General features: G+C 35.2%; 6 protein-coding genes. 4 read left to right on the top strand and 2 right to left on the bottom strand.

What is annotated here, in order from left to right; genetic code table 11:
* The first annotated feature begins 241 nt into the window (after positions 1-241).
* The 3 genes from yfiR to yfiB are packed head-to-tail and all read left to right on the top strand — an operon-like array spanning position 242 to position 2,468.
* Positions 242-745, top strand: coding sequence for a regulatory sequestration protein YfiR (gene yfiR / locus ACS604_RS18845; RefSeq protein ID WP_004796328.1), 504 nt, complete (start codon positions 242-244; stop codon positions 743-745).
* A 5-nt stretch (positions 746-750) separates the two neighbouring features.
* Complete coding sequence (gene dgcN / locus ACS604_RS18840; RefSeq protein ID WP_004796327.1) at positions 751-1,974, top strand: diguanylate cyclase DgcN/YfiN; 1,224 nt, start codon at positions 751-753, stop codon at positions 1,972-1,974.
* 14 nt (positions 1,975-1,988) lie between these two features.
* Complete coding sequence (gene yfiB, locus ACS604_RS18835) at positions 1,989-2,468, top strand: outer membrane lipoprotein YfiB (protein ID WP_004796325.1); 480 nt, start codon at positions 1,989-1,991, stop codon at positions 2,466-2,468.
* 52 nt (positions 2,469-2,520) lie between these two features.
* Here yfiB and ACS604_RS18830 read toward each other — a convergent pair whose 3' ends face one another.
* Positions 2,521-3,531 (bottom strand): metallophosphoesterase, encoded by a 1,011-nt coding sequence (locus ACS604_RS18830; protein ID WP_174730146.1) that lies wholly within the window; start codon positions 3,529-3,531, stop codon positions 2,521-2,523.
* Between the two features lie 106 nt (positions 3,532-3,637).
* Here ACS604_RS18830 and ACS604_RS18825 point away from each other — a divergent pair, with 106 nt between their 5' ends.
* Positions 3,638-5,263: a phospholipase D family protein gene (locus tag ACS604_RS18825; RefSeq protein ID WP_107882104.1), complete on the top strand. Its 1,626-nt coding sequence runs from the start codon at positions 3,638-3,640 to the stop codon at positions 5,261-5,263.
* Here ACS604_RS18825 and ACS604_RS18820 read toward each other — a convergent pair whose 3' ends face one another.
* Positions 5,264-6,073, bottom strand: coding sequence for a lysophospholipid acyltransferase family protein (locus tag ACS604_RS18820; RefSeq protein WP_013196820.1), 810 nt, complete (start codon positions 6,071-6,073; stop codon positions 5,264-5,266).
* Between the last annotated feature and the right edge of the window lie 150 nt (positions 6,074-6,223).

Genomic DNA, 6,223 nt, shown 5'->3' with positions numbered 1-6,223 from the left:
CTAAAGCAACCAATCTAATTCCAAGTAACTGTTTTTCAACAAGTTTCTATCTGCATCACCGCCGATGGATGTGCATTATAGACCATTAAAAACCTTTGACAACCCCTTTTTTAATTTAATATTGCCACATGTTCGTTTTTTAGCCTTTTTAGTCAACTTTAGATGAGATATTAAACTTTTTTTACTTTATCAACTTCATGTAGAATAGATTATTCGTGCAATAGTTTGGCATTAACTCATCATGTGGCAGTTCGCTAAAAAAGTATTTGTTTGCATACTTGTAGTGTTTGCTACGAGTGGGCCGTGTTATGCCAATTCAAAACATAACTTTTATGTGCTTACTTTATCTATCCTGAGCTACAGTAAGTGGGAGAATGTAAATACTCCTACTCTTTGCATTATTGATAATCCCTCTATTACATCTACGTTCCAATCTTATATCCAGCAAATGTCTTATAATTATCGTGTTCAAACTGTAAACGCGAAAGACTTTGCTCGGTCACATTGTCAGGCTGTTTATTTTTCTACGACTTCGCCCCAACAACAACAAAGCCTTATTCAGAACTATCCTTACCGTTCTTTACTTTCTTTAAGCATTAATAATCCAGAGTGCGAAATTGGAAGTATCTTTTGTTTATATAATCAAAATAATTACACTACCTTTAAAGTTAACTTAGATGCTTTAAGTCACTCCAAAGTTCATATTGATCCGAGAGTATTGCTCTTGGCTAAGAATGCGGAGTAAGGATTATGATATCAAAGTTGTATCAGTCCACTTCATTGCATGCATTATTTAGAAAATCTCAATTTACTATCTTTGCAATTACTTTCTTTATCTGCTCTTTTACGTTCGTGTCGATTTCTGTTTTTACAATGGAAACTTACGCCAAACAAAATTTGCAATTGCTTAGCCATACGCTACTAGAGCGTATTCAGCCTGCAGTTGTATTTAATGACAAAATTACGATTGAGCAAATTTTGAATGAATATACGAACGACCATTCAATTCGTACTATTCATATTTATGATTCAGAGCATCATTTAATTGCGCAAAGTTTTAAATTATCAAGTCAGACTTCAATTTTAGAGGGCTGGTTTGATCATTGGTTTCTGAATGAACCCGTTCATCTTACAATTTATCATCACGAGCAAAATGTAGGTGAACTCACGCTTTTTGGTAGTTCCGAAAAAATATTGCAATTCCTCAAAATGATTATGGTAGGGCTTGCAATTGCGATGTTGTTTATTGTTTGCGCTTTATGGTGGTCAGTAAACTTAACTTATCGTCAAATTATGCAAGCTATTTACCCACTTACTAATATTGCTCAAATTGTAAGTGAACAAAAAGCTTATAATCTTCGCTTTCCTTATAATCGAATTAAAGAATTTCAAGATTTAAATACCGTTTTTAATGAGTTACTTGAAGAAATTCAGATATGGGATAACCAGCTACAAAAGGAAAATCGTAAATTATCCTTTCAAGCTCACCATGATCAACTCACCTTATTGCCTAATAGACATTATTTTTATCAGATTCTCTTAGACATGTTTGAAGATAAGGGTTTTGATAACAAGTCTGCGTTATTATTTATAGATAACAATAACTTCAAAGCAATTAATGATCAGTTTGGCCATTTAGCTGGAGATGAAGTTTTAAAAGAAATGGCGAATCGTCTGCAAACCCGTTTACGCCACCAAGATTTTATAGCGCGTTTAGGTGGCGACGAATTTGCTGTCATTTTGCATTCCATTAGTCATGCTGATCATTTAATATCTATTGCTGAAAATTTACTCGAAAGCTGTAAAGAACCTTTGCATCTGAATGGTCAAACCATTTACTTCAGTTTTAGTGTAGGTATTGCTTTATCACAATTTGCATCTAGCCCCGAAGATTTCATTATGCAAGCAGACCAAGCAATGTATAAGGCTAAAACTTCGGATGAACACTGGTTTATCTATAAACCTGAAAATTAAATTTAGGCTAATCTATGAATACAAGATCTCTAAAACTCTCCTTTATTGCATTGTTATGCATTACTCTTGCAGGGTGCCTGAGTTTTGGCCCATTAAAATATCGTCAGGTAAAATTGCTCAAAAAAGAAGGTTTCGTTCTTACTGATGAAGGATGGACTTTAGGTTTACCAGAACGTTTGTTATTTGACTTTAATAATGCAGAGTTAAAACAAAGTCATGAAGCTGAGTTAGTACGTCTAGCAAATCAATTGAATAAATATGATCTAAATAAATTGAAAATTGTAGGTCATACTGATGATGTTGGCGATGCTGCTTATAATCAAAAGTTATCTGAAGAGCGTGCACAAAGTGTAGCAAACCTTTTCTTAGCTCGCGGATTTAAGAAAGAAAATATCTACGTGATTGGTCGTGGTTCAACACAACCTTATGTTCCAAATACAACTAATGAAAATCGTGCGATTAACAGACGTGTTGCCATTGTCGTTATTCCATAAGTAAGTTTAATTCATAAAAAAAGCCAATCCTCTGTGATTGGCTTTTTTTATTTTAAACTAACTCAATAATATCAATGGTTGGCGGCACTCTAAAACGTAAAGGAATTCCGACCATTCCTGTGCCAACGGTAACGAAGACATCTGCATGTTCGTGAGAGTAAAATCCACGTTTGTGACCTAAAATTGATACTTTCTTCATAATATAGTTAGTTAACCATGGAAGCTCCACCTGCCCTCCATGTGTGTGCCCTGATAACATTAATGGACGATTCGGTAATTTAGGCACCATATCGACCGTATCTGGATTATGAGACAAAATTAACCAAGGTTTGTCTTGAGGTAAATCTGGCATAGAACGCATATCTGTTTTTCCAGCCCAAAGATCACCAATACCAATCAGACGGAATTCTTCAAAATCAACGATCTTTCCTTCGATATCAACAACTTCATTATAAAACAAGGCATCTTTTAATAATTGTTGAATAGGAGGTCCAGGATATTGCTCATCATGATTTCCCGGAACAGAGTAAACAGGCGCCTGAATTTCTTTTAAAACACTTAACTCTTCAATTAGTCTATCTTCGGGTTCATATGTCCAGTCACCTGCCACAACCACTAAATCTGGTTGCTGCTCATTTAATTTTCTAACTATAGTTTTGAGCTGACGTTCATGTCCTGAAAATAAACCAATATGTAAATCTGCAATTAGGGCTACTTTGACTGGCTTATTAAAACTACGATCTGGATTTAAGCGATATTGATGAGTATCGACACGGACCAGATGAGGCTCAATAAATCGGGCATAAATTAAAACACCACTTAAGAAAAAGATGAAAATACCTTGATGAATTGAGTAGTAACCAATCCAAGCAGCATATAAATTAAAAAACCAGAGAGGAATAAGTAGATAAGAGAGATAAAATGCGAGTAAATGCACAAAAGCTTTAAATGGATGAATCGTCTCGGTCCGAGATTGATGAATCCAAGCCTCAGAAATTCCCCATAGAGCAAGTATTGAAAAAATAAAGTAAAAACAAAAAATAATTGAATTTGGATCCCACATTACGACTCTCGACTTATCTTCTATTGATTGCTAGTAATCAAATTCAATATTTATCTTTCAATATGCACGAATTATACTCTAGCTCACGTTATCGTATGTACTGATTATGGCACAATCCTCTCATTCCAAACAGCTTCAAACGAATCAACAAGCTAGAAGCTTTTTGATAAAAGCCTCTATAGTCCTATGTTCTAGTTTTGCTGTGGGTTTAACAGGATGTAGTACTCTGCCAAAACATGGTGTCGAACCATTAGAATATGCAAATGATATCGATACATCAGAGACTTCACTTGCTCAAATTATTACTCCCTTACGTCAGCAAAATCCAAAACTAACGGGTTACCACGTCTTAAATGATCCATTGGAGGCTCTAGCAGCTCGTCTAAGATTAATTGATAAAGCTGAAAAGACTTTAGATTTACAATATTACATTTGGGATAATGACAAAGTTGGTGCTTTAGCTTTACATGCCATTATTCGAGCAGCTGATCGCGGGGTAAAAGTCCGACTTCTCATTGATGACAATAATGCAAAAAAAATGGAAGGGATTTTACTCGCCCTTTCTCAGCATAAAAATATTGAAGTTAAGCTTTTTAACCCCTATCGTTTCCGCAAATATCGTGCGATGGATATGGTGCTTGATTTAAAACGTATCAATCGTCGCATGCACAATAAAAGTTTTATTGCCGACAATGAGGTTGCTCTTATTGGCGGACGTAACATGACCAATCAATATTATAATGTAAGCGATAGCTATCAATTTTCTGATGTCGATGTGATGTTGGTCGGTGCTGCGGTTGATGACATTGTGAATTCATTTGATGACTACTGGAATCATGAATACGCCTATTCAGTTCAAAGTATTGTAAGTCCTGAGCAGCACCGTTTACGCTATGAGGGATTAAAAGAGCAACTCGAAGCTCATTATCAACAAGCAACTGTTCAAAACTTTTTAAATTTAACTGCAAAATCACATGCATTTGATAAATGGTTAAATCACAATATTCAATTCGACTGGGTTAAAGCAGAAGTCGTAAAAGACTCGCCTGATAAAATCAAATCAAAGGCCAAAAAAGAAGAGCACTTAAATTTCCAGCTAATTAACCATCTGGAAAAACCAGAAAGCAACGTAGATTTAATTTCAGCTTATTTTATTCCTGAAAAACAAGGCGCTAAAATTTTAAGCACGCTTGCTAAAGAAGGTGTGGAAGTACGCGTTCTAACTAACTCGTTTAAAGCAAATGATGTTGCAGTTGTACATGCATTTTATGGGAAATACCGTAAAGAATTGCTTAAAAACGGCGTACAACTTTATGAATTTTTACCAACACCAGATAAAAGAGATTTAAATAAAAATACAGATGAGCTTGCCACTAAAGCAAAAGTAAACATGAAAGGATTAAGCCGCTCAAGCTTACATACTAAACTGATGGCATTAGATGAACAGGTTTTTATTGGTTCATTTAATTTTGATCCACGCTCAGCTTATTTAAATACTGAAATTGGCGTAATTTTAGACAGCCCGTCATTGGCTAAGACAATTCACCATACGATGGACGAAAATTTAAATAAATATGCTTATAAATTAAAACTAGACACTAATAATCATATTTACTGGCAGCAAGAAACGCCTAATGGTCCTGTAATTTATAAACAGGAACCAGAGATGAAATGGTGGCAAAAAGCAGGCATGAAATTTCTTTCATGGCTGCCACTTGAAGGCTTTATGTAATTAATTTTTTGGCTTAAGTACTTTCTGATGTAGTTGAGCCAAACCTTCTACCATTTTTTCTTGAACTTCACGCGTTAAACTCTTCACATCATGCCCTTCCACAGAAATTGGTGGCAAAGTTAACAAATGAGCTGTTACTTTCGGCATTTCAAGTACACGCTGAATATGTTCAGCAAATGACATGTCACCAATGAATGGCGCAACTGTATCTAATTGTCCATGACGGTTTACATAACAAATTAAACATACCTGTACTGGGCGTTGAGCCTCAATAGCAGCACCGAGCAAACGACCATGTACTTTCTTAACAGAATGTCCATCTGTAGTGGTTGCTTCAGGAAAAAACAGTACAGGAATATTTTGTTTTAAGAATTCGGTAATCTGCTCACGAATTTTAACGGAATCACCAGATCCACGCTTAATAAATAAAGTTCCACCACCTTTAGCTAGATTTCCTAAAATGGGCCAATTTTCAATTTCAGCTTTAGCAAGAAAGAAAACACGAGCTCCTGAACCTAAAACAGCAACATCTAGCCAAGAAATATGATTACTTACCCATAAAGCAGGTTCTCTAGGAATTGTTCCATGTACTTCTACATCTAAGTTGAAAACCTGACATAAACGGCGGCAAAAGTATTGAACATAGCGTGTATTGACTGGATTATTAGGATCTTTATAAAGGCCGTGTCGATAAACTAAATAAAAACCTTCACTAATTGCAGCGGTAGCTGAAGTGACTTTTTTTCCGTACAAACCTATTTTTGATAATTTCTTTAACGTTGAATTAACTATACTTTGCGTTTGAGCCATAAAATTTCACTAACGATCAATCATTGTTATACCCATCTCGAGCATTCTATACGTTTCAGAATAAACTTGCATTGATGATAGAGAACGGGAAAAAAATAAATTCAGACACCTCTAACAGCATTTAACTAATCTAAAGGATAAGAACAAACG

This window comes from Acinetobacter sp. Li1LvA2 (genome assembly GCF_056156705.1).
This window is presented reverse-complemented; position numbering and strand designations above follow the sequence as displayed.

Excerpts from the sequence above, each read along its gene's own strand:
- yfiR (WP_004796328.1), top strand. The coding sequence starts at position 242 with ATGTGGCAGTTCGCTAAAAAAGTATTTGTTTGCATACTTGTAGTGTTT.
- dgcN (WP_004796327.1), top strand. The coding sequence starts at position 751 with ATGATATCAAAGTTGTATCAGTCCACTTCATTGCATGCATTATTTAGA.
- yfiB (WP_004796325.1), top strand. The coding sequence starts at position 1,989 with ATGAATACAAGATCTCTAAAACTCTCCTTTATTGCATTGTTATGCATT.
- ACS604_RS18830 (WP_174730146.1), bottom strand. The coding sequence starts at position 3,531 with ATGTGGGATCCAAATTCAATTATTTTTTGTTTTTACTTTATTTTTTCA.
- ACS604_RS18825 (WP_107882104.1), top strand. The coding sequence starts at position 3,638 with ATGGCACAATCCTCTCATTCCAAACAGCTTCAAACGAATCAACAAGCT.
- ACS604_RS18820 (WP_013196820.1), bottom strand. The coding sequence starts at position 6,073 with ATGGCTCAAACGCAAAGTATAGTTAATTCAACGTTAAAGAAATTATCA.